Source organism: Streptomyces sp. NPDC002577 (assembly GCF_053594815.1).
Genome location: NZ_JBSFWK010000009.1, coordinates 196,354 through 218,133, shown reverse-complemented (window position 1 = coordinate 218,133; position 21,780 = coordinate 196,354). Strand labels below are relative to the sequence as shown.

The following is a 21,780-nucleotide window of genomic DNA, read 5'->3' as shown; positions in this document are numbered from 1 at the left end:
GTGGTGTTGGGCCTTTGAACGGCATGGGGGGCGCGGGCGGGACGCCTACAGCTGAGGGCGCGGGCATTGTCGAGCGGCGGTTGCATCCCGTCACGCCCCTGCGGCGTGCCTGGGCGCCGATCGCCGTCGTCGCGGGGTGGGCGGTGCACGACCCGGACCAGGCGCAGCGGCAGCTGACCGAGCTGACCACGTTCGCGCTGCTGCTCGGCCTGGCCGTACTGATCCCGGTCGCCGCCCTCTACGGCTTTCTGACCTGGTGGTACACCCACTTCGCCGTCACCGACACGGAACTGCGCATCCGCACCGGGCTGCTGTTCCGCCGTACCGCCCACATCCGTCTCGACCGGCTCCAGGCCGTGGACGTCACCCAGCCCCTGCTGGCCCGCCTCGCAGGCGTCGCGAAGCTCAGGCTCGACGTCATAGGCACGGACGCGAAAGACGAACTCGCCTATCTCGGCGAGAAGGAGGCGCGCACCCTCCGGGCCGAACTCCTCGCCCGCGCCGCCGGGTTCGCTCCCGAGACCGCGCAGGAGGTCGGCGAGGCTCCGGCACAGCGGCTGATGCGCGTGCCCCCGCGCATGCTCGCCGTGTCGGTGCTGCTCACGGGCGCGCCCTGGGCGATGCTGGCGGCCGCGCTCGTCGTACCGGCGCTGCTCTGGACGGTCGCCCACAACCTGTGGACGGTGCTGGCCACGGCACTGCCGCTGCTGGGCGCGGCCGGCACCAACAGCGCGGGCCGGTTCATCGGCGAGTACGACTGGACGGTCGCCGAGTCCCCGGACGGGCTCCGTATCGACCACGGGTTGCTGGACCGTACGCACGAGACGGTGCCGCCCGGACGGGTGCAGACCGTCCGCATCGTCGAACCTCTGCTGTGGCGGCGGCGCGGCTGGGTCCGCGTCGAGCTGGACGTGGCCGGTTCGTCCAACTCCGTACTGGTACCGGTGGCTCCGAGGAAGGCGGCCGAGGCGGTGATCGCGCGGATCCTGCCGGGTGTGACGGTGCCGGACGCGCTGTCCCGGCCGCCGGGCCGGGCACGCTGGTGCGCCCCGTTCTGGTGGCGCGGTTACGGTCTCGCGGTCACGGACGCGGTGTTCGCCTCGCGCCACGGTCTGCTGCGCCGCAGCCTGTCCCTGGTGCCGCACGCGAAGGTGCAGAGCGTACGGCTGACTCAGGGGCCCTGGCGGCGTGCCAGGTCGCTGGCCGACGTGCAGGTGGACACCGGCGCCAACAAGACGGTCACCGCCGGACTCCGGGACGCCGCCGAGGCGGCCGACCTGCTCCACGCCCAGGCGGACCGCTCACGGACGGGCCGCCGAGAGGCCCGTCCTGACCGGTGGATGGCCTGAGCCGCCGGGGGCTGCTCGCTGCGGGGCCGACACGGCCCCGCGCCGACCGCCCGCCACCGGCCCCGACGGCCGTCAGGCCTGCAGGGCCGTCCTCAGGTTCGCCACGTCGATCTGTTCCGTCTCGTCGTGCTCCGTCAGGTCGATGACCTGACCGACGGCCCGTCCGGTGTCGGCGGCCGGCCTGAACTTGGTCTCGGCCTGCTCGGCCTCGGCCTCCGCCTTGTGGAGAGCCAGGACCTCCTCGCCCACGACGTCGGCCAGGTCCTCGTTCTGGACGGCTTCAAGCGCGGCCGGTGCCGTGCTCTTGCCGGTGCCGAAGAAGTCGAAGCTTCCCTCGACCTCTCGGCGTCGCACCGGCGCGGGCGGGACGACCGCCGCTGCCGTCGGCACCAGATAGTGGCCCGGGGGCGTGGCGGCCGCGCGCGCGTGCTCGACGGCCGCCACGGACTTCCCCTGTGACTCGCCCTCCTCGGCAGCGCCTTCACTGGAAGCGGCGCTCGCTCCATCGGCAGCCGACTCCGTCACGGCGGCGGACTCCGCCGCGGTCGCGGCCTCCGTCACGGCTGCGTGCTGAGCCGGGACCGCCTGCGCCTGCGCCTGGTCCGCGTTCGCCGGCCCGCCGCCCCGCGCCAGGCGGTCCAGCGCGGAGTTGGCCCGCAGGAAGAGATCAGGGTTCAAAACCGCAGGGCCGGAACCCGCGGCCACGCTCTCGGTGGGCTCAGTTCGGGTGTCTGCGGACTCGTCGGACGCGGGTTCAGCAGGCACGGCGGGTGCAGCAGGCACAGCGGGTGCAGCAGGCACAGCAACGGAGGCCCTGGGAGCAGGAACCGCGGAGACGTGCTCCAGGCCGGCTCCCCCAGGCCCGCCGGCGGGCGGCAACGCCCGCGCCGGGGCCGCCGCCTCTATGGCGAGCAGCCGCCGCCCCTCCAACGCGGTGGCCCGCTCGGCCTCCGCGTTCGCGTACCGCCGCAGCAGCGCCGCGTGCTCCGTGCGCAGCGCGGCCAGTTCGGCGCGCTTGGCCCGCAGCTTGTGCTCCAGCTTGACGCGCAGCTCGCGCGACTCCTCGAGGTCGGATTCGAGCTCGGCCGTCCGCTCCTCGTAACGCCACTCGTCGCCCTTGCGCGCCCGGGTCAGCTCCGCGACACGTTTGCCCGCCAGCCGGTCCCAGCGGCGCATGACGACCGAACCCACGACGGCCACCGCCGCGGCGGCTCCGGCCAGCCCACGGAGCACCACGGGCTCCGTGAACAGCCAGGCGCCCGCAGCGCATACGAGCGAGGCGCCCGCGATGGTCGAGGGTGGCAACAGCCTGTGCAGAGGTGGTGAATGGCGGTGACGTCCACGTGGCATGGCCAGAAACTTACCGCGCGTAGGCGAATGATGGTGCCCCGGCAGGCAAAAACCTGGTGGGTCGACGGCGCCCGTTGTGCGCACCGTTCTCGGCCGGCCCGTGATCAGCCCTTGATCAACTGTTGACCGGCGAGGTTCGACTCCGGATATCGGCCGCCATGCGTGTTTCGGTCAACTCCCCCACTACGCCTGTTATCTCCTTGCCGCCCGCATCCACCCGCATCCACCCGGCATCCCCTCGTCCGGCGCCCATGGCCGCACCTCGCATTCCCCCGACCCTCCGGCCCCCGCCCCCAAGCCCCCCACCCGCGATCTTGACCCTCAGGCCCGACTTCGCCAGACCCGAAAGGGCCCACGGGTAGCGCAACTCGTAGCGCCTCCCGTATCGCCTCTCCACGAATTCGACGGTCACCGCGAACGTGTTCCGGATCTACCGCATCACCGACCGGAAGCGCCTCACCGCCACTCGGCGCGACGGCCTTCGCGTGCGCACCGTTCTCCTTCTCTCCTTCCGATTCAGGAATTCCGTGAGTATCGCGGCGTATTCGCGGACGAGCTCGACGGCCCCCCTTCTCCAACTCCCCAACTCCCGTTCGCAGATATCGCGATACGCACGGGACAGACCTGACTTTCGGATCCCGACTCCCCGGCGGAACCCCACCCCCTCCCGTCACCCCGCGCTGAGCCGTCCACTGAGCCACGCCAGCGCGGGCGGGATCTCGCGCCGCCAGGTATTGAAGTTGTGACCGCCTGTCCCGAGGGTGATCGACGAGATCCGCGTCGGCGGCCTCGATCGCGCCTCGTCGATGAACCGCATGGTGGCCGCGTAGTTGCCCTCTCCGTGTCTGCTGGTCGTGACCAGCAGGGACGTACGCGGTGCGGGCATGTGTGCGAGGTACCACAGCAGGTCCGCGCGCTCCCTCAACTCCTTGTCGCCCCGGAACAGATCACCCGTGGTGAGGTCGACCGGCGCCCTGTAGTGCGCGGACAGGCCCGCCCCCGCGGCGTACACGCCGGGATGGTGCATGGCGATCTTCAGCGCGCAGTAGCCGCCCGTGGAGTCCCCGATGATTCCCCAGGCGCCGGGCTTCCTGCCGATCCTGTACTGCGCCGACACGGCATGGGGGAGGTCGTCGGCGAAGAACGTCTCGGCCTGCGGGCCGCCGGGCACGTCCACGCACTCGGTGTCCCGCGGCGGCGCCACGGTCGGCCGCAGCATCACCAGGATCATCGGCTGCGTCCGGCCTTGCTCGGCCTCCTCGTGTGCCGTCTGCGGATAGCGCAGGGTCTTGATCAGCGACTCGGCGGTGCCCGGGTAGCCGGTGAGGACGACGACGGCCGGAAATGTGCGGTCCCGGTACCGCGGCTGGAAGTACTGGGGCGGCAGATAGACGTACGCGGGAGCGGCTATGTGCGACTCGCCGCCCACGATGCGGATCTTCTGGATCTGGCCGCCGACGGTGGGCCGGGAACGGCCGGGCACGTTCACGAGCTGTGTGCCCAGCACCTGGACCGGGCCGCCACGGGCCGCGGTGTGGTCGACGACCACACCCTGGTCCCGCTCCCTGCCCAGGAGATCCGCCCAGGACGCGTAGAACCCGCCCGCCCTGTTGGCCGCGAGCGCGACCGATACGAAGATCACGACCTGTGTGGCCAGCAGCAGCCCGACGCGGCCCGTGACGGCACGCCACGTGCGTCCGGCCAGCCGCGGCCACCACCAGACGGTGCCGGCGAACAGCACGACCGCCAGCAGCACCGCCAGCGCCATCACCTTGTGGCTCGTAAGTCCCATGAAGTGTCTAGATACCTTTGCTACATACCTTTGCCGTCGCTTTTCCGCCTGTTGTCCTTCCGTGGGTGAACCTGTCCGCTCGCTACCCCGTCATAGAGGGCGCGCCGCTACGGGGCATGGGTTCGGCTCCAGGCCTCGCGCCTGTTGGACTCGTCCGAAATCAGGTTGTTGGAAGAGCTACGGGATACGATGCCCGCTCAGGATAGATAGGGAAATATCGGGCATGACCCCTGACGGCACCGTGCACGGCGACACGATTCACGGCAACTCCGCTCCCTCAGACCCGGGCCGCCTCCGGCGTGTCGGGCCCCGGCACGTGCTGCGCGGCCCCCGCGCCGCCGCCGTGCCCGCCATCGTCGCCCGGGCCTGTACGTTCGTGGGCCTGGTGGACGTCGCGGCCGGCGTCTTCCCGCGCTTCCGGCACAGCCGCGTGCACGCCATGGCGGAGGTGCTGCCGGGCGCACTCGGGCCGTTCGCCGCCGCGCTGTCGCTCAGCGCGGGCATCCTGCTGCTGCTGCTCGCCCATGGACTGCGGCGCCACAAGCGACGCGCCTGGCGGGCCGCCGTGGGACTGCTGCCGGCCGGTGCCGTCGCGCAGTTCCTGTACCGGCACTCGCTGCTGGGCGCACTGATCTCGCTCGTGCTGCTGGCGCTGCTGCTGCGTCACCGGGACGAGTTCGCGGCACTGCCCGATCCGCGCAGCCGCTGGCTCGCGCTGGCGAACTTCGTCCTCATGGGGGCCGGTTCCCTCGGGCTGGGCCTGATCATCGTCAGCGTCCACCCGCGCGAGACGGTCGGCGATCCGAGCCTCGCGGCCCGTCTCGAGCACGTCCTGTACGGGCTGTTCGGCTTCGAAGGCCCCGTCGACTACACCGGCTATACGTCGTGGACCGTCGCGTACTCGCTCGGCGCCCTCGGCCTGCTCACCGCGATCACCACCGTCTACCTGGCGCTCCGCCCGGAACACCCGGTCGCGCGGCTCACCGCGGACGACGAGGAGCGGCTGCGCGACCTGCTCGCCCGGCACGGCGGCCGCGACTCGCTCGGCCACTTCGCGCTCCGCCGCGACAAGGGCGTCGTCTTCTCGCCCAGCGGGAAGGCCGCCGTCTGCTACCGCGTCGTGTCCGGCGTCATGCTCGCAAGCGGCGACCCGATCGGCGACGTCGAGGCCTGGCCGGGCGCGATCGAACAGTTCATGGACGAGGCCAAGCTCCACTCCTGGACGCCCGCGGTGATGGGCTGCTCCGAGACAGGCGGCGAGGTGTGGGCCCGTGAGACCGGCCTGGACGCCCTCGAACTGGGCGACGAGGCGGTGGTGGACGTCGCGGATTTCTCCCTCTCGGGGCGCGCGATGCGCAACGTGCGCCAGATGGTCAGGCGGATCGAGCGGGCCGGTTACGAGACCCGCGTACGACGCGTCCGTGACCTCGGCGAACAGGAGCTGGACCGGATCCTGTGCGCCGTCGACGACTGGCGCGGAACCGACACCGAACGCGGGTTCTCCATGGCTCTCGGCCGCCTCGGCGACGCGGCCGACGGCGATTGCCTGATCGCGACAGCGCACAAGGCGGACAGCGTGCAGGGGCCGTACGGCGATCTGAAGGCCGTACTCCACTTCGTGCCCTGGGGCACGGACGGCGTCTCGCTCGACCTCATGCGCCGCGACCGCGCCGCGGACCCCGGCATGAACGAACTGCTCATCGTGGCCGCGCTGCAGGCCGCCCCGAAGTTCGGCATCGAGCGCATGTCCCTGAACTTCGCCATGTTCCGCTCGGCCCTCTCACGGGGCGAGAAGCTCGGCGCGGGCCCGGTGCTGCGCGCCTGGCGCGGGCTGCTGGTCTTCCTCTCACGCTGGTTCCAGATCGAGTCGCTGTACAAGTTCAACGAGAAGTTCCAGCCGCGCTGGGAGCCGCGGTTCGTGGTGTTCCGCAGCACCCGGGACCTGCCGCGCATCGGCTTCGCCGCGCTGCAGGCGGAGGGCTTCGTGACGACGAGGCTGCCCCGGCTCGCACGCATCGGGTCGCAGGCGCGGCGGCAGTGCGCGCACGGGGCGGCGGTGGAGCGCAGGCGGAAGGTCGGGGCGGCTCATCAGTGACGGGTGGGGCGGGCCGCGGAGTGGCCGGATACGACCCGTCGGGGGCGGGCAAAACGGACGGGTGGGAGGGAAACGGCCGTGGAGCGGCCGAAAGCTCACCGCCGGAGGCGGCAAAAGCCGCGCCGAGGGCGCAACGGCGTGGAACCGAGCACCCCACCCCCGGGCCTAGTCTGGAAGCCATGAGTACGTTGCGTAGCCGCGGCCAGGTGACCGGTCTGCCCACGTGGGACCGCTGCGCGGTCATGGGCGTCGTCAATGTGACCCCCGACTCCTTCTCGGACGGCGGGCGCTGGTTCGACACGACGGCCGCCGTCAAGCACGGCCTCGACCTCGTCGCCCAGGGCGCGGACCTGATCGACGTCGGCGGCGAGTCCACCCGCCCCGGCGCGACCCGCGTCGACGCCGACGAGGAGCTGCGCCGCGTCATCCCCGTCGTCCGCGGCCTCGCCTCCGAGGGCGTCACGGTCTCCGTGGACACCATGCGGGCCTCCGTGGCCGAGCAGTCGCTGGCGGCCGGCGCCGCGCTCGTCAACGACGTCAGCGGCGGCCTCGCGGACCCCGCGATGGTCCCCGTCGTCGCCGACGCCGGCGCCCCCTTCGTGGTCATGCACTGGCGCGGTCTCCTGGAGGGCGGGAACATCCCCGGCACGTACGACGACGTGGTCGCCGAAGTGGTGTCGGAGCTCCACGCGCGCGTGGAGGCCGTCATCGGGGGCGGTATCGCCCCGGACCGCATCGTCCTCGACCCGGGCCTGGGCTTCTCCAAGGGGACCGAGCACGATCTGGCGCTCCTCGCGCACCTCGACCGCCTGCGCGCGCTCGGCTACCCGCTGCTGGTCGCCGCGTCCCGCAAGCGGTTCCTCGGCCAGCTGCTGAAGGGCCCCGACGGCGCCCCGCCGCCGGCCCGGGAGCGGGACGCCGCCACCGCCGCGGTCTCGGCCATCGCCGCCCACCAGGGCGCATGGGCGGTGCGCGTCCACGAGGTCCGGGCCACGGCAGACGCGGTCCGTGTCGCCCGGGCGGTAGAAGGAGCCTGGTGACCGGCCCCCGTACCGACGTCGAGCAGGTCGAACGCGCCAACACCGCCTTCTACGAGGCGTTGGAACGCGGCGACTTCGACGAGGTGTCGGACCTGTGGCTGACGGCATCGGACACCGAGGACGGAGCGGGTGCCGCGGTCACGACGGACGCTCTCGACGAGCCGGACGCCGCCGCCGACGCGGACACGGACGGCGCCGTGGTCTCGGCACGCCCCGAGATCTCCTGCGTCCATCCCGGCTGGCCGGTGCTGACGGGCCGCGGCGAGGTCCTCAGGTCGTACGCGCTGATCATGGCGAACACCGAGTACATCCAGTTCTTCCTGACCGATGTCCACGTGTCCGTCAGCGGGGACACCGCGCTGGTGACCTGCACCGAGAACATCCTCAGCGGCGGCCCCGCCCCGGACGGCGGCCCGGAACCAGGCCCGCTCGTCGGCCAGCTGGTGGTCGCCACGAACGTGTTCCGCCGCACGCCCGCCGGCTGGAAACTCTGGTCCCACCACGCCTCGCCCGTTCTGGCCGAAACCGGCGAGGACGAGGACGACGAGACCTCCGAGTAAGTGGGTAGGGGCCAGGCAGGGCCGAGAAGTGGTTGGAATCACGTCGGCCGGGGTATGGGCGGCTACCAGCCCCGGTAGCGGGCGCCTCCGACCGCCCGGAAAGCCCTCGATCCATGGCCGTCCCGACCCTCCGCGGGCCGGGGCTGTCGGTGCTCACGGGTAGATTCGACCGTGGCTGGTGTGCCGGCTGCTCTCGGACGAGGCGGCTCGGGTCATGGGCGTCCCGGTGGTCCGGGGCGTCTTCAGGCGGCTGCGAGGCCCCTGTGGCCGGGCGTGCCGGCCCGGGGACAGGTCATGTCCGCCAGCCGAAAACCGTCCGACGAGAGCAGGAGTGATTCGCGTGGATCGTGTCGCGCTGCGCGGCCTCAAGGCCCGCGGGTACCACGGCGTCTTCCCGAAGGAGCGCGAGGAGGGCCAGGTCTTCATCGTCGACCTGGTGCTCGGCCTCGACACCCGGCCCGCCGCGGCCGACGACGACCTGGCGAAGACCGTGCACTACGGCATCGTGGCGGAGGAGGTCGTCGCCGTCGTCGAGGGCGAGCCGGTCGATCTCATCGAGACGCTGGCCGAGCGCATCGCGCAGACCTGCCTGAAGCACGACGGGGTCCAGGAGGTCGAGGTGTGCGTCCACAAGCCGGACGCCCCGATCACCGTGCCCTTCGACGATGTGACCGTCACGATCACCCGGAGCCGAGTATGACTTCGTATGTCAGCTGGGGACAGAGCGACCCGACCGTACAGCCGGTTCCCGTTTCGGTGGTGGAGCAGGTGGACGCCGCCGACACGACCCTGAGCAATCCGAAACGGGCCGTGATCTCCCTGGGGTCGAACCTCGGCAACCGCCTGGAGACCCTGCAGGGCGCCATCGACGCCCTGGAGGACACGCCGGGCGTCCGCGTCAGGGCCGTCTCCCCCGTCTACGAGACCGAGCCCTGGGGCGTCGAGCCGGGCAGCCAGCCCGCCTACTTCAACGCCGTGGTCGTCGTGAAGACCACGCTCCCGCCCTCCTCCCTCCTGGAGCGCGCACACGCCATAGAGGAGGCCTTCAACCGCGTCCGCGACGAGCGCTGGGGCCCGCGCACGATCGACGTGGACATCGTGGCCTACGCCGAAGTGGTCTCGTCGGACCCGGTCCTGACGCTCCCCCACCCGCGCGCCCATGAGCGCGCCTTCGTCCTCGCCCCGTGGCACGACGTCGAGCCGGCGGCCCAGCTGCCCGGCCGCGGCCCCGTGGCGCAGCTGCTCGCCGACGTCACCCGCGCGGGTGTCACGCCGCGCGCCGATCTGGAACTCCGGCTGCCCGAATAGTCGTTAGGGTCTACCGGACCATGCTTTCGCCCGGGGCGGCGAAGCCCGGCGGCGGTGAAGGGACGACGTGAAACAGCTGCGCATCAGGGTGCTGGCCGGCCTTTTCGTGGTGGCTGGGGTGCTGTCCTGGGCGGGCGCCCAGCTGTGGGACTCGATCGGCACCCTGCCGCGGGTTCCGCTGGCCGCGCCCATCGTGCTGGCGCTGATCGCCGTCGTCCTGCTGGCGACGGCCCTCTCGATCCGCAACCGGCTCCGCGCCCAGCGCGAGCGCCGCCCGGGCGCCAAGGGCGTCGACCCGCTGATGGCGGCCCGCGCCGTCGTCTTCGGCCAGGCCAGCGCGCTCGTCGCGGCCCTCGTCTCGGGGATGTACGGCGGAACGGGCGTCTTCCTGCTGGCGTTCCTCGATGTCCCGGCCCGCCGGGACCAGGCGATCTATGCGGCCTTCTCGGTCCTCGCCGGAGTCGCGGTGATCGCGGCCGCGTTCTTCATGGAACGCGTCTGCAAGCTCCCCGAGGACGAGGACACCCCCGGCCAGGGCGCGACCCCGACGACGTGACCCGCCATCGGGGCACCGCACCGGGCGGGCCTCACTCCGCCATGATCAGGCTCATCACTTCGCCATGATCAGGCTCATCGCCTCAGCGCGCGTGGCCGGATCCCGCAGCTGGCCGCGGACAGCCGAGGTGATGGTCTTGGCCCCGGGCTTCCGCACCCCCCGCATGGTCATGCACATGTGCTCGCACTCGATCACCACGATCGCCCCGCGCGGCTCCAGGATGTCCATCAGCGAATCGGCGATCTGCGTCGTCAGACGCTCCTGCACCTGAGGGCGGCGGGCGAAGACGTCCACCAGCCGGGCCAGCTTCGACAGCCCGGTGATCTTGCCGTCGGTGGACGGGATGTACCCGATGTGAGCGAACCCCACGAACGGCACGAGATGGTGCTCACAGGAGCTCAGCACCTCGATGTCCTTCACCAGGACCATCTCGTCATGCCCCAGGTCGAACGTCGTCGTGAGGACGTCCTCGGGCTTCTGCCACAGGCCGGCGAATATCTCCTTGTACGCCCGCGCCACGCGCCCCGGAGTGTCGCGCAGGCCCTCCCGGTCCGGGTCCTCGCCGACCGCGATCAGCAGTTCCCGTACGGCGTTCTCGGCGCGCTTCTCGTCGAACTCGCCGATGGGGCCCTCGCCGTCCAGCGTCACGGGGTCGGTCATGGGTACCTCGTTCCTGTGGTTTCGCGTACCGGCATACGGCAATGCCGCGCCCCCCAAGGCTAGAACCATGGGGGGCGCGGCATCCATTCCGGTGCAGCTGTGACCTGCGCAACCGCCGAGGCGGTCAGCTGTCGGTGCGGTCCTCCGGGGCCGGAGCGATCTCGGTCGACGACACCGGAGCCGCCTCCGAGGCCGCGCCTGCCGTCACCGCGGGCGTGGAGCCGTTGGCACCGTTCGTCAGCGAGAGCTCCTTGGGGGAGAGCACCGGCGGACGGGTCGAGGGCGTACGCCGCGAGGAGCCGGTCCACGCGGGGCGGGTCGGGCGCTTGACGATGGGGGCGAAGATCTCGGCAATCTGCTCCTTGTTCAGCGTCTCCTTCTCAAGGAGCGCCAGAACCAGGTTGTCGAGGACGTCGCGGTTCTCGACGAGGATCTCCCACGCTTCGTTGTGCGCGTTCTCGATGAGCTTCTTGACCTCTTCGTCGACCAGCGCCGCGACCTCTTCCGAGTAGTCCCGCGGGTGCGACATCTCGCGGCCCAGGAACGGCTCGGTGTTGTCGCCGCCGAACTTGATCGCGCCGAGCCGCTCGGTCATGCCGTACTGCGTGACCATGGCCCGCGCGGTCGCGGTCGCCTTCTCGATGTCGTTGGCCGCACCCGTGGTCGGGTCGTGGAAGACCAGTTCCTCGGCCGCGCGCCCGCCCAGCATGTACGCAAGCTGGTCGAGCATCTCGTTCCGCGTGGTCGAGTACTTGTCCTCGTCCGGCAGGACCATCGTGTAGCCCAGTGCGCGGCCGCGGGACAGGATCGTGATCTTGTGGACCGGGTCGGAGTTCGGTGAGGCCGCCGCGACCAGGGCGTGACCGCCCTCGTGGTACGCGGTGATCTTCTTCTCCTTGTCCGACATGATCCGGGTCCGCTTCTGCGGGCCCGCCACGACGCGGTCGATCGCCTCGTCCAGCATCGAGTTGTCGATCAGCTTCCTGTCGCTGCGCGCGGTGAGCAGCGCCGCTTCGTTCAGCACGTTCGACAGGTCGGCGCCCGTGAAGCCCGGCGTACGCCGCGCGACGGCCGACAGGTCGACGTCCGGGGCGACCGGCTTGCCCTTCTGGTGGACCTTGAGGATCTCCAGACGGCCCTGCATGTCCGGCCGGTCGACGGCGATCTGCCGGTCGAAGCGGCCCGGGCGCAGCAGCGCCGGGTCGAGGATGTCGGGCCGGTTGGTGGCGGCGATCAGGATGACGCCGCCCTTCACGTCGAAGCCGTCCATCTCGACGAGCAGCTGGTTCAGCGTCTGCTCGCGCTCGTCGTGGCCACCGCCGAGACCCGCACCGCGGTGCCGGCCGACGGCGTCGATCTCGTCGACGAAGACGATCGCCGGAGCGTTCGCCTTGGCCTGCTCGAAGAGGTCGCGCACTCGGGAGGCGCCGACACCGACGAACATCTCGACGAAGTCGGAACCCGAGATCGAGTAGAAGGGGACGCCCGCCTCGCCCGCGACGGCGCGCGCGAGCAGCGTCTTGCCCGTACCGGGCGGGCCGTAGAGCAGCACGCCCTTGGGGATCTTGGCGCCGACGGCCTGGAACTTAGCCGGCTCCTGCAGGAACTCCTTGATCTCCTGGAGCTCCTCGACGGCCTCGTCCGAGCCCGCGACGTCGGAGAACGTCGTCTTCGGGGTGTCCTTGGTGATGAGCTTGGCCTTGGACTTCCCGAAGTTCATGACCCGGGAGCCGCCGCCCTGCATCTGGTTCATCAGGAACAGGAAGACGACCACGATGAGGACGAAGGGAAGCAGCGAGAGCAGGATCCCGAGGAACGGGTTCTGCTTCGAGGGCGCGACCGTGTAGCCCTCGGGGATCTGCTTGTCCTCGAACTTGGCCTGCAGGTCCTTGGCGAGGTCGACGCCCTGGTCGCCGATGTAGCTCGCCTGGATCTTGCTGCTGCCCTCGACCTTCTGGCCATCCTTCAGCTCGACCTTGACGGTCTGCTCGTCACCGGTGGTCAGCTTGGCCTGCTTGACCCGGTTGTCGTTGATGGCCTGGACCACCTGGCCGGTGTCCACTGTCTTGTAGCCGCCGGACGAGCCGACGACCTGCATCAACACGACCACGGCAAGGACGGCCAGCACGATCCACATGACCGGCCCACGGAAGTATCGCTTCACGTCCATCCATACGGAGCGGTGCCGCCCCGTCCCTCCTGCCATAGTGAGTTTGATAAAGACTGTTCTTCGGACGGTACCCCAGGATCGTCACCCGACGCTGCGGGGAAGACCGGCAATACCGTCGTTGCATCGTCCAACGGCGGGAAACGCCCAGTGGTTCCCGAATGTCCTGTGGGCCCGAGCACATCCGGGCCACCGGCCGAGGAACCCCCGTGGACGTTCAGTTACCGCCGTACACGTGGGGCGCGAGCGTACCGACGAACGGGAGGTTGCGGTACTTCTCGGCGTAGTCCAGGCCGTAGCCGATGACGAACTCGTTGGGGATGTCGAAGCCGACCCACTCCACGTCGATCGCGACCTTGGCCGCCTCCGGCTTGCGCAGCAGCGTGCACACCTTCAGCGACGCCGGCTCGCGCGAGCCGAGGTTGGAGATGAGCCAGGACAGCGTCAGCCCCGAGTCGATGATGTCCTCGACGATGAGGACGTGCTTGCCCTTGATGTCGGTGTCGAGGTCCTTGAGGATCCGCACGACACCGGACGACTGGGTGCCCGCGCCGTACGACGACACAGCCATCCAGTCCATGGTGACGGGGGTGGACAGCGCACGGGCCAGGTCGGCCATGACCATCACGGCGCCCTTGAGCACACCGATGATCAACAGGTCCTTGCCCGCGTACTCCGCGTCGATCTTCGCGGCCAGCTCGGCCAGCTTCGCGTCGATCTCTTCTTTGGTGATGAGCACCGACTTGAGGTCCGCACCCATGTCTTTCGCGTCCACCCGCATCACTTTCGGTCGTGTCCGCCGACGTCCCGGCCGTCTGCCGTACCAGGCGTGCCGGGGTCTTCGTCAGCCTTGCCGAATCACCAGTCTGCCACCCTGCCGCTGGGCGACGACCCGGCCGGGGAGATTGATGGCCCCCTGACCACGCCAGCCGGTGATCAGCCGGTCGACTTCCTCGATGTGGCGGGCGAACAGCGAACCGGCCGGGGAGCCGGCGGCGATGGCGGCGCGGCGCAGGACACGGCGGCGTACGGCGGGCGGCAGCGCGTAGAGCTTGGCGCACTCGAGCAGGCCCGCGGAGTCGCGGACGGAGCGCTCGGCCTCGGCGGCCCAGGCGTCCAGGGCGTCGGCGTCGTCGCGGGAGAGCTGGGCCGTACGGGCGAGGGCCTCCACGACGCCCTTGCCGAGCGCCTTCTCCAGGGCCGGCAGGCCTTCGTGGCGCAGGCGCGAGCGCGTGTACGAGGGGTCTGTGTTGTGCGGGTCGTCCCAGACGGGCAGCGACTGGACCATGCAGGCCTTGCGGGCGGTCTGCCGGTCGAGGTGCAGAAAGGGACGGCGGTAACGGCCGGCGGCCCCCGGACCCCCGGAGACAGCAGCCATTCCGGACAGGGAGCGGATGCCCGAGCCGCGGGCGAGGCCGAGGAGGACGGTTTCGGCTTGATCGTCGCGTGTGTGGCCGAGCAGGATCGCCGCGGCGCCGTGGCGCTCTGCGGCGGTGTCCAGCGCGGCATACCGGGCCTCGCGGGCGGCAGCCTCGGGACCGCCGTCACGGCCGACCGACACGGCGACGGAGTCGACGGGGTCCAGGCCGAGCGCGGTGAGCCGCGCGACGACTTCGGCGGCGCGGGTGTCCGAGCCGGGCTGCAGACCGTGGTCGACGGTGACGCCACCGGCGCGGATGCCGAGTTTGGGGGCCTCGAAGGCGACGGCGGAGGCGAGCGCCATGGAGTCGGCGCCGCCGGAGCAGGCCACGAGCACCAGGGCATGCCCGGGGGCGCGCCCGGCGCCGGCCTCGTGGGGCACGGCAGTGCGCTGGTCGCTCAGGTCGATGAGGACGTCGTGGAGGACGCGGCGAACCGCCAGGCGTATCGCCGCGACCGCAGGATGGGGACCCATGTCCGGTTCCCTTCGGGAGTTCGGGAGTGTGCCTCGGAATCTGTCACTCGGTCACCGAGTGGCTGCGTCGGCTGCCCGTCACGAACGGGCCCCTCAGTCACTCAGAGTGGTTCGATGGTGACAGAGCCGAGCCGTTACCCGAGCATTGCACGCCTTCTCAAGCCTCACGGTCCCTCGGACGGGTGATTACGGGCGTTCTTCGCCGTCGCGGTATCCGGCTCGTCACGCCCCGGCTCACGACTCGGCCTTGCGGTGCACCCGGGCGACCCAGTCCGCGGGTTTGGCGATCTCGGACTTGGTGGGGAGCGTGTTGGGGGATGTCCAGATGCGGTTGAAGCCGTCCATGCCGACCTCGTCGACGACGGATCGCACGAACCGCTCGCCGTCCTTGTACTGCCGCAGCTTCGCGTCGAGGCCCAGCAGCTTGCGCAGCGCCTGGTCCAGGCGGGAGGCGCCCCGGGCACGGCGCTGCTGGAACTTCTCGCGGATCTCGCTGACGGACGGGACGACCGCCGGTCCGACGCCGTCCATCACGTAGTCCGCGTGGCCTTCGAGGAGCGACATCACGGCGGTCAGCCGGGCGAGGATCTCCCGCTGGGCGGGCGTCTGCACCAGCTCGACGAGGGAGTGGCCGCCGTCCGCCTCCTCGCCTTCCGGGCGGCCGCCGGCCAGCGACTGCGCGGCCTCCCTGATCCGCTCGAGGACGGTCATGGGGTCGACGTCCGTCTCCGCGAGGAACGACTGGATCTCGCCCTCGAGGTGGTCGCGCAGCCAGGGCACGGCCGTGAACTGGGTGCGGTGCGTCTCCTCGTGCAGGCACACCCAGAGGCGGAAGTCGTGCGGGTCCACGTCGAGCTCGCGCTCCACATGGACGACGTTCGGCGCCACGAGCAGCAGCCTGCCACCGCCGTTGCTGCCGGCCGGGAGCTCGCGCGTCGCCGGGGCGAAGGTCTCGTACTGGCCGAGGACCCGCGAGGCGAGGAAGGACAGCAGCATGCCCAGCTCGACGCCGGTGACCTTGCCGCCGACGGCGCCGAGGACGGCGCCGCCCGGGCCGCCGCCGCGGCGCTGCTGCATCTTGTCCAGCAGGGGCTTGAGGATCTCCCGGAACCCGGCGACGTTGGCCCGGACCCAGCCGGGCCGGTCGACGACGAGCACGGGGGTGTCGTGGGCCGCGTCGGTGTCCAGCCGGGTGAAGCCCCGGACGTGCTCCTCCGACGCCTTGGCGTGCCGGCGCAGTTCCGCGACGACGGCTCGGGCCTCGTCGCGTGTCACCTCTGGGCCCGGTCGCACGAGCCGGGTCGCGGTTGCCACCGCGAGATTCCAGTCGACCATCTCGGTGCCACCGATGCTCGTCATGCGTCAACGGTACGTGGTCGTGTGCGGCTGCGGTGGGTGTTGGCTTGCCCGGCGTTGGCTGGGCCTCCGGGTGAAGGGTGCCGTGCGGCGTGGGCTGTGCCCACCCTCCCCCATTGCCTTGAGGGCATGGGAGGTACCCCCATCGCCTGGGGGCACCTCCCAGCGTCAGCTGGGGGAGGAACGATTGCCCACAGCGTTAGCATCCGCACCCCGCCAACGCCGACGCCGCTCTGTCCAACGTCGCCTGGGCCGCCTGTGGGTCCGTCGTGCCCGTCGTCATGAAAGCGAAGACCAGGAGGCGGCCGTCTGTGTCGGCCACCGTGCCCGCGAGGGTGTTCACGCCCGTCAGGGTGCCGGTCTTGGCGCGTACGAGGCCTGTGCCGGGGGCGTCCGCGGAGTCGGCGTAGCGATTGCGCAGTGTGCCGGTGAAGCCCGCGACCGGCAGGCCGGTCAGGATCGGGCGCAGTTCCGGGTGGTCCTGGTCACCGGCGAGGGCGAGGAGGGCGGTGAGCAGGCTCGCGCTGAGCCGGTCGGCGTGGTTCAGGCCGGAGCCGTCGGCGAACTGGGCGCCGTTCAGGGGAAGTCCGAGCTTCTTCAGCTGTGCCTTGATCGCCTTCGCTCCGCCGTCGAAGCTCGCGGGCCTGTCCGTCGCGAGCGCCGCCTGCCGGGCCAGGGCCTCCGCGATGTCGTTGTCGCTGTTCGTGAGCATGCGCTCGACCAGCGCGGACAGAGCCGGGGACTGCACGGAGGCCAGCGGCTCGGCACGGTCCGGCGCCTTGGCCGAGGCCGGGTCGGATGTCTCGGTCCTGATGCCGCGGTCCCGCAGCAGCTCCGCGAACGTGCCTGCCGCAGCCGCCGCCGGGTCCGCGCTGCGCGGCGCCGGACCGCTGGAGGAGTCGTCGAGGCGGCCCTCGTCGGCCATCAGCGCGCTGACGGGGGCGATGTTCGAGTTGAGGCCGATCGGGTGCACCAGCGGACCCGAGTAGAGCGACGTGTCGTATCCGAGGGAGATCTTGTCGACGCCCTTGGCCTTCAGCGCGCGTGCCGTGTCGTCGGCCAGGGTGCGCAGGCTCGCGCTGCCCTTCGCGTCCTTGCGGGCGGTGAGCGTCGGGTCGCCACCGCCGACCAGCACGACTTTCGCGGCTTTGGAGGCCTTGGCAGCTTTGGAGTTTTTTGCCGAGCTGGGCTCGATGACCGTACGTGTCGTGATGCGGTGGTCCGGGCCCGCCGCGCTCAGCACCGCCACCGCCGTCGCGATCTTGGTGGTCGAAGCCGGAGTGAGCGCCTGGCCCGCCCCCTTGCCGTACAGCTGTTTGCCCGTGGCGACGTCGACGACGGCGGCCGTGCGCTGAGGGCCCAGGGAGCCGCTGTTCAGCATCGGATCGAGGACCTTGGCGAGTGCGCTGCGCTCGGGGACCGGTGCGGAGCCCGTCGACGCCCCGAGGGCGGCCAGCACGGCAGGAGCACTCGGGGCGGCCGCCGGGGTCTTCCGGGCCCGCGACTTCGTCCCGCCGTCACGGGAGGCCGGGATGCCGTGATCTGCGCCACCCCCGTCCTCCAGGGCGGCGGCCCGGTCCCGCTCCGCCGTACGCTGGCCGGAGTCCCAGGGACCGGCCGCGGTGACCGAGCAGGCCGCGAGGGCCAGGCCGACCACGGCCGCGCCCGCCGTGAGCTGCCAGGTTGCGAGTTTCGCGAACCGTACCCCGCACCGCCTCGCGAACCGCCCAGCCGTCAGCTCTGGCACGAGCACCAGCCCCTTTCGCGATCACACAACTGCGTGAGGGACACTTAATCACTGCGTCTTGCCGCGGGACCGCACCCCGGCAGGCCCGGCCACACGTCCGGCCGGGTGATCCGGGGCCCGCGGCGGAGCCGTTTGACACATACGGCCCCGGGAGGATGCAGCACCACCCGATGTATGTGCATGAATGTGCTGATCATGGAGGAGCCACCGGTGGAGTTCGACGTCACGATCGAGATTCCGAAGGGTTCGCGTAACAAGTACGAGGTGGACCACGAGACCGGTCGGATCCGCCTGGACCGTCGGCTCTTCACCTCGACCGCCTACCCGACCGACTACGGCTTCGTCGAGAACACCCTCGGCGAGGACGGCGACCCGCTGGACGCGCTGGTCATCCTGGACGAGCCGACGTTCCCGGGCTGCCTCATCAAGTGCCGCGCCATCGGCATGTTCCGGATGACGGACGAGGCCGGCGGCGACGACAAGCTGCTGTGCGTGCCGGCGACGGACCCGCGTGTGGAGCACCTGCGTGACATCCACCACGTGTCGGAGTTCGACCGCCTGGAGATCCAGCACTTCTTCGAGGTCTACAAGGACCTGGAGCCCGGCAAGTCCGTCGAGGGCGCCAACTGGGTGGGCCGCACGGACGCCGAGGTCGAGATCGAGCGCTCCTACAAGCGCTTCAAGGAGCAGGGCGGTCACTGACCCCCGGTTCTTGAACGGGCCTATGTGAACGGGCCGCGTGATCCCTTACGGGACCGCGCGGCCCGTTCGTGCGTTCGCGCCCGTCCGAGGGTGCTCTTATCCGTGCGCATACTGGGGCGTACTGGATGTGCAGACGAGACGTACGAAAGGCGGGTAAGCAGTCCGTGGCTCACCCCGAGGCGGAGGATCGCAAGCCGCAGTCGGACGAGGCGAGGAGCGCCTTCACACAGCCGACCGGCGTGGTGTCCCAGGCACCGGCGGCCGAGGACGAGTCGCAGACGACGTCCGAGTTCGCCATCCCGGACGGGCTGGCGACGCCGTCGGCCGCCACGCAGGAGCCCGAGGGCTCGGCGTTCAGCACACCCAGCACCTTCAGCGCCCGCGACGCCCTGCCCACGTTCACTCCGCCGTCGGGCATCCCCATGGTCCGGCTGACCAAGGAGGCTCCCTGGCAGGACCGGATGCGCACGATGCTGCGCATGCCGGTGGCCGAGCGTCCAGCGCCGGAACCGGTGCAGAAGCACGACGACGATTCGGGGCCGGCTGTTCCGCGTGTGCTGGACCTGACCCTGCGTATCGGCGAGCTGCTGCTCGCGGGCGGTGAGGGCGCCGAGGACGTGGAGGCGGCGATGTTCGCCGTCTGCCGCAGTTACGGCCTGGACCGCTGCGAGCCGACCGTCACGTTCACCCAGCTGTCGATCACGCACCAGCCCTCGCTGGTGGACGATCCGGTGACGGCATCGAGGATCGTCCGCCGCCGCGGCACCGACTACACGCGGCTCGCGGCCGTCTTCCGGCTGGTCGACGACATCAGCGACCCGGAGACCGCGATCTCCCTGGAGGAGGCCTACCGGCGCCTCGCGGAGATCCGCCGCAACCGGCACCCGTATCCCGGCTGGGTGCTGACCGCGGCGGGCGGCCTCCTCGCGGGTGCGGCCTCGGTTCTGGTCGGCGGCGGCTTCATCGTGTTCGTGGCGGCGGCGGTCGGCGCGATGCTGGGCGACCGGCTCGCCTGGCTGTGCGCGGGGCGCGGGCTGCCGGAGTTCTACCAGTTCGTGGTGGCCGCCATGCCGCCCGCGGCGATCGGTATCGCGCTGACTCTGGCGCATGTCCCGGTGCCTGCGTCCGCGGTGGTCACCGGTGGGCTCTTCGCGCTGCTGCCGGGGCGGGCCCTCGTGGCGGGCGTGCAGGACGGGCTGACCGGCTACTACATCACCGCGTCCGCGCGGCTGCTGGAGGTTCTGTACCTGTTCGTCGGCATCGTCACCGGTGTCCTGGTGGTGCTCTACTTCGGCGTGAAGCTCGGCGCCAATCTCAATCCGGACGTGGCGCTGCTGACCGTCGAGCGCCCGGTGTGGCAGATCGCCGCATCGATGGTGCTGTCGCTGGCCTTCGCGGTGCTCCTCCAGCAGGAACGGTCCACCGTGCTGATGGTGACGCTGAACGGCGGCGTGGCCTGGGTGGTCTACGGCGCGCTGCACTACGCGGGCGGCCTCTCGCCGGTCGCCTCGACGGCGATCGCGGCGGGCCTGGTGGGTCTGTTCGGGCAGCTCATGTCGCGCTACCAGTTCGCGTCCGCGCTGCCGTACGTCACGGCCGCGATCGGCCCGCTGCTGCCCGGTTCCGCCACGTACTTCGGGCTGCTGGCGATCGCTCAGAACAACGCCGACAAAGGTCTCGTATCGCTCACCAAGGCGGCCGCGCTCGCGATGGCCATCGCGATCGGCGTGAACCTGGGGTCCGAGATCTCCCGGCTGTTCCTTCGGGTGCCGGGCGCCACCGCGGCGGGCCGCCGCGCGGCCAAGCGCACGAGAGGTTTCTGAGCCCGCAGGTCGCCTCAGCCATCAATTGAGGAACCACGACGGCGAGCAACCAGGTCCGCGAGTGGGGGTACCCCCGGACGGAGTCTGGGGGAGGCGCCGGTTCAGGCGCAAAGAGGGGTCAGCGCTTGGCGTGGCGGCCGCGCTGGCCCGCCGGAGTCACCGCGTCCCGGCCGGGCTCGGCGTCCGCCGCGGCGCCCTTCTTGGCCTTGCTGCGGGCGCGCAGGAACTCGATGGCGATCGGCACCACCGAGATGAGGACGATCAGGATCAGGATCGCCTCGATGTTCTTGTGGACGAAGTCGATGTTGCCGAGCCAGGAGCCGAGCAGTGTGACGCCCGCGCCCCAGAGAACGCCGCCGATGACGTTGAACGTGAGGAACGAGCGGTACCGCATGCCGCTGACACCGGCGATGATCGGCGTGAACGTGCGCACGATGGGCACGAAGCGGGCCAGGACCAGGGACTTGGGGCCGTACTTCTCGAAGAACTCGTGGGCCTTGACCACGTTCTCCTGCTTGAAGAGGCGGGAGTCCGGGCGGCTGAAGAGCGAGGGGCCGACCTTCTTGCCGAACATGTAGCCCGCCTGGTCGCCGAGGATCGCGGCGAGGCAGATCAGCGCGATGGCGCCCCACAGCGGGAAGTCCAGCTGGTCCGACGTGATCAGCAGACCACAGGTGAACAGCAGCGAGTCACCTGGCAGGAAGAAGCCGATGAGCAGGCCGGACTCGGCGAAGACGATGAGGAGCAGGCCCCAGATCCCGAAGGTGTTGAGCAGGTGGTCCGGATCCAGCCAGCTTGGTCCAAGCGCAAGCGTCATCACGGTTCCGGGCTCCTGAGGGGGTCATGGGCGGGCAAAGGGGCGGTCCTGGCCGCACAAAGTTACCAACGCCAGGTGACACGGCCAGGTTCCCCCGGCCTCCTCAGGATGCACTGTGCGCGAACTGGGGCAAAGCTGTGCGTGACGGAGCCGGGAGACGCCTACGGAGTCCCAGGAGGTGCACGGACATGGGCATCGACGAGTACGGCGGCGGCCCGAGTCCCGAGTCCGATGTGGTGGTCGTCACAACGAACGACGTACCCGGCCGCCACGTGGAGCGGGTCATCGGGGAGGTCTTCGGTCTCACCGTGCGGTCGCGGCACCTCGGCAGCCAGATCGGCGCCGGCCTGAAGTCGATGATCGGCGGCGAGCTGAAAGGGCTCACCAAGACGCTGGTGGAGACCCGCAACCAGGCGATGAACCGACTCGTGGAGCAGGCACGCGCGCGTGGCGCCAACGCGGTGCTGATGATGCGCTTCGACGTGACCGAGGCCCAGGACGTGGGCACGGAGGTGTGCGCCTACGGCACCGCGGTGGTCCTGGCCCGGGAGTGACCCCGGGCCA

The 21,780-nt window shown here is 70.8% G+C and carries 18 protein-coding genes and 1 pseudogene; 10 read left to right on the top strand and 9 right to left on the bottom strand.

Translation table 11 applies throughout. The features are described 5' to 3' along the window. The first annotated feature begins 23 nt into the window (after positions 1–23). On the top strand, positions 24–1,349 hold the full coding sequence (locus ACWD4J_RS15870) for a PH domain-containing protein (RefSeq protein WP_451395990.1): 1,326 nt from the start codon (positions 24–26) through the stop codon (positions 1,347–1,349). A 72-nt stretch (positions 1,350–1,421) separates the two neighbouring features. Here ACWD4J_RS15870 and ACWD4J_RS15865 read toward each other — a convergent pair whose 3' ends face one another. Together ACWD4J_RS15865 and ACWD4J_RS15860 are read right to left on the bottom strand one after the other, a co-directional pair. Further along, positions 1,422–2,699, bottom strand: a complete 1,278-nt coding sequence (locus ACWD4J_RS15865; protein WP_451395940.1) for a hypothetical protein — start codon at positions 2,697–2,699, stop codon at positions 1,422–1,424. A 670-nt stretch (positions 2,700–3,369) separates the two neighbouring features. Continuing rightward, on the bottom strand, positions 3,370–4,491 hold the full coding sequence (locus ACWD4J_RS15860) for an alpha/beta hydrolase (RefSeq protein WP_451395939.1): 1,122 nt from the start codon (positions 4,489–4,491) through the stop codon (positions 3,370–3,372). Between the two features lie 223 nt (positions 4,492–4,714). Between ACWD4J_RS15860 and ACWD4J_RS15855 the strand changes: the two genes are divergently transcribed. The 6 genes from ACWD4J_RS15855 to ACWD4J_RS15830 all read left to right on the top strand — a co-directional run bounded on the left by ACWD4J_RS15855 (position 4,715) and on the right by ACWD4J_RS15830 (position 10,050). Next, complete coding sequence (locus tag ACWD4J_RS15855; RefSeq protein WP_451395938.1) at positions 4,715–6,586, top strand: phosphatidylglycerol lysyltransferase domain-containing protein; 1,872 nt, start codon at positions 4,715–4,717, stop codon at positions 6,584–6,586. 179 nt (positions 6,587–6,765) lie between these two features. Beyond that, positions 6,766–7,626, top strand: coding sequence for a dihydropteroate synthase (gene folP, locus ACWD4J_RS15850; protein WP_451395937.1), 861 nt, complete (start codon positions 6,766–6,768; stop codon positions 7,624–7,626). Continuing rightward, entirely contained in the window at positions 7,623–8,186 is a 564-nt protein-coding gene (locus ACWD4J_RS15845) for a nuclear transport factor 2 family protein (protein ID WP_451395936.1), read from the top strand. Before folP ends, ACWD4J_RS15845 begins: the two co-directional genes overlap by 4 nt. A 340-nt stretch (positions 8,187–8,526) precedes the next feature. Next, positions 8,527–8,886, top strand: coding sequence for a dihydroneopterin aldolase (gene folB / locus ACWD4J_RS15840; RefSeq protein WP_451395935.1), 360 nt, complete (start codon positions 8,527–8,529; stop codon positions 8,884–8,886). Then, on the top strand, positions 8,883–9,494 hold the full coding sequence (gene folK / locus ACWD4J_RS15835; RefSeq protein WP_451395934.1) for a 2-amino-4-hydroxy-6-hydroxymethyldihydropteridine diphosphokinase: 612 nt from the start codon (positions 8,883–8,885) through the stop codon (positions 9,492–9,494). Before folB ends, folK begins: the two co-directional genes overlap by 4 nt. A gap of 67 nt (positions 9,495–9,561) precedes the next feature. Then, a complete protein-coding gene (locus ACWD4J_RS15830) occupies positions 9,562–10,050 on the top strand; it encodes a DUF3180 domain-containing protein (RefSeq protein ID WP_451395933.1) in 489 nt (162 codons plus the stop codon). Between the two features lie 54 nt (positions 10,051–10,104). Here ACWD4J_RS15830 and folE read toward each other — a convergent pair whose 3' ends face one another. From folE to dacB, 6 genes are all read right to left on the bottom strand, one after another. Continuing rightward, positions 10,105–10,710: a GTP cyclohydrolase I FolE gene (gene folE, locus ACWD4J_RS15825; protein WP_451395932.1), complete on the bottom strand. Its 606-nt coding sequence runs from the start codon at positions 10,708–10,710 to the stop codon at positions 10,105–10,107. 124 nt (positions 10,711–10,834) lie between these two features. Next, positions 10,835–12,880 carry an ATP-dependent zinc metalloprotease FtsH gene (ftsH, locus tag ACWD4J_RS15820; protein WP_451395989.1) on the bottom strand — a complete coding sequence of 682 codons (2,046 nt, stop codon included), beginning with the start codon at positions 12,878–12,880 and terminating at the stop codon, positions 10,835–10,837. A gap of 214 nt (positions 12,881–13,094) precedes the next feature. Beyond that, entirely contained in the window at positions 13,095–13,658 is a 564-nt protein-coding gene (gene hpt / locus ACWD4J_RS15815; RefSeq protein WP_451395931.1) for a hypoxanthine phosphoribosyltransferase, read from the bottom strand. Between the two features lie 63 nt (positions 13,659–13,721). Continuing rightward, positions 13,722–14,771, bottom strand: a complete 1,050-nt coding sequence (gene tilS / locus ACWD4J_RS15810; protein WP_451395930.1) for a tRNA lysidine(34) synthetase TilS — start codon at positions 14,769–14,771, stop codon at positions 13,722–13,724. Between the two features lie 234 nt (positions 14,772–15,005). After that, complete coding sequence (locus ACWD4J_RS15805; RefSeq protein WP_451395929.1) at positions 15,006–16,130, bottom strand: zinc-dependent metalloprotease; 1,125 nt, start codon at positions 16,128–16,130, stop codon at positions 15,006–15,008. 196 nt (positions 16,131–16,326) lie between these two features. Further along, positions 16,327–17,874, bottom strand: coding sequence for a D-alanyl-D-alanine carboxypeptidase/D-alanyl-D-alanine endopeptidase (gene dacB / locus ACWD4J_RS15800; RefSeq protein WP_451395928.1), 1,548 nt, complete (start codon positions 17,872–17,874; stop codon positions 16,327–16,329). 210 nt (positions 17,875–18,084) lie between these two features. Here dacB and ACWD4J_RS15795 point away from each other — a divergent pair, with 210 nt between their 5' ends. Together ACWD4J_RS15795 and ACWD4J_RS15790 are read left to right on the top strand one after the other, a co-directional pair. After that, the gene (locus ACWD4J_RS15795; RefSeq protein ID WP_046730908.1) at positions 18,085–18,576 is read left to right on the top strand and encodes an inorganic diphosphatase; all 492 of its coding nucleotides are present in this window, start codon (positions 18,085–18,087) and stop codon (positions 18,574–18,576) included. A 164-nt stretch (positions 18,577–18,740) separates the two neighbouring features. After that, positions 18,741–20,399 carry a threonine/serine ThrE exporter family protein gene (locus ACWD4J_RS15790; protein WP_451395927.1) on the top strand — a complete coding sequence of 553 codons (1,659 nt, stop codon included), beginning with the start codon at positions 18,741–18,743 and terminating at the stop codon, positions 20,397–20,399. A gap of 166 nt (positions 20,400–20,565) precedes the next feature. On the opposite strand, the pseudogene ACWD4J_RS15785 reads toward ACWD4J_RS15790, so the two are convergent. After that, positions 20,566–21,219: pseudogene (locus ACWD4J_RS15785) on the bottom strand (DedA family protein); the annotation flags it as partial. A gap of 185 nt (positions 21,220–21,404) precedes the next feature. Between ACWD4J_RS15785 and ACWD4J_RS15780 the strand changes: the two are divergent. Beyond that, positions 21,405–21,770 (top strand): YbjQ family protein, encoded by a 366-nt coding sequence (locus ACWD4J_RS15780; protein ID WP_451395926.1) that lies wholly within the window; start codon positions 21,405–21,407, stop codon positions 21,768–21,770. Positions 21,771–21,780: the final 10 nt, after the last annotated feature.